1 protein-coding gene and 1 pseudogene are annotated in these 1,321 nt (G+C 68.0%); both read left to right on the forward strand.

Features of this window, described 5'->3' with window-relative positions; genetic code table 11:
- Positions 1–290, forward strand: a pseudogene (locus N8A90_RS25345) (methyl-accepting chemotaxis protein); the annotation flags it as partial.
- A 117-nt stretch (positions 291–407) separates the two neighbouring features.
- Positions 408–1,321: MCP four helix bundle domain-containing protein (locus N8A90_RS25350; protein WP_262078052.1), on the forward strand; the 914-nt coding region annotated here is incomplete at its 3' end.

The following is a 1,321-nucleotide window of genomic DNA, read 5'->3' on the forward strand; positions in this document are numbered from 1 at the left end:
TGACGCAGCAGAACGCGGCGCTGGTGGAAGAGGCCGCTGCGGCCGCCGCCTCGCTGCAGGAGCAGGCGGGCAGCCTGTCGCAGGTGGTGAGTGTCTTCACGCTGCAAGGCGGCAACGACGCTGCGCCGCGTGTGCTGCGCCGGGTGACGCCCACGATGTCGGCGGCCGCGCCGGCCGCTCGCCGAGTGCACGCCAAGGCCCCGTCGGCGGCGCTGCCGGCCAAGGGCAAGGCTGCGCAGCAGCCCCAGCTGGCGATGACCGGCGGCGAAGGCGACTGGACCGAATTCTGATTCGTAGTGAAGAAAAAGAGGCGACTCGCTCGCCCCCGGTGAGAGATCCCAACGGGCGAATGCAGGTTCGTCCACTGGCCTTGCGGGCGTTCTGGCCTGCCATTGAAAGGAAAAGTAATGCAGTGGTTTCAACAGCTCCGTGTCACGGCCCGGCTCATTCTGAGTTTCCTGGTCGTCGCTGCCATCGGCGCGGCGGTCAGTGCATTCGGCATCGTTCAGATGGGGCGCATCAACAGCGCCACGGAGCGGCTCTACAACGATGAACTGCGTGCCCTCCAGGGCACGCAGCAGGCCAATATCCATTTGCTCTACGCCAGCCGCGCCCAGACCGGCCTGCTGTCGGCGTCCACGCGCGGCGAACGCGCCGCCGGCGCCAAGGACCTGACCTCGTCGCTCAGCGGTCTCGATGCGCGTCTGGAAGAGGTGAAGCCCTTCTTCCAGCGGTCGCCGGAAGGCGAAGCGCTGCTCAAGGACTACGGCACGCTGGCACCGGCGCTCAAGAAGCGCCTGGTCGATTTCATCGGGCTGATCAACAAGCAGCCGCTGGACATCTCGCAGTTCGACGGCCTGGTGGTCGACGAGAACACCAAGCTGCTGGCCGAGTCGCGCGGCCTTGAAGGCGTGCTCAACAAGATGGTTGCCTACTGCGACACCCTGGCCCAGAACAGCGCTGCACAGGCCGCGAGCACCTATGCGGGCTCGCGCCTCTGGATGGTCGGCCTGGCCCTGGCCGGCATCCTGGTCAGTCTGGGGCTGGGCACCCTGGTGGCCCGCCTGCTCGCGCGCCAGCTCGGCGGCGAGCCGGCCTATGCGGCCGACATGGTCAGCCGCATCGCCGACGGTGACCTCACGACGTCCATCGACACGCGCCGCTCGGCCGCCGGCAGCCTGCTGCTGTCGATCCAGCAGATGCAGGGGCAGCTCGTCGAGGTGGTGGGCCGGATCAAGGTGTCGACCGACACCATCGCCACCGCCTCCAGCGAGATCGCCTCGGGCAACCAGGACCTGTCGTCCCGCACCGAGCAGCAGGC

The sequence above is a fragment of the Variovorax sp. N23 genome (assembly GCF_025486315.1).
Lineage (GTDB): Bacteria > Pseudomonadota > Gammaproteobacteria > Burkholderiales > Burkholderiaceae_C > Variovorax.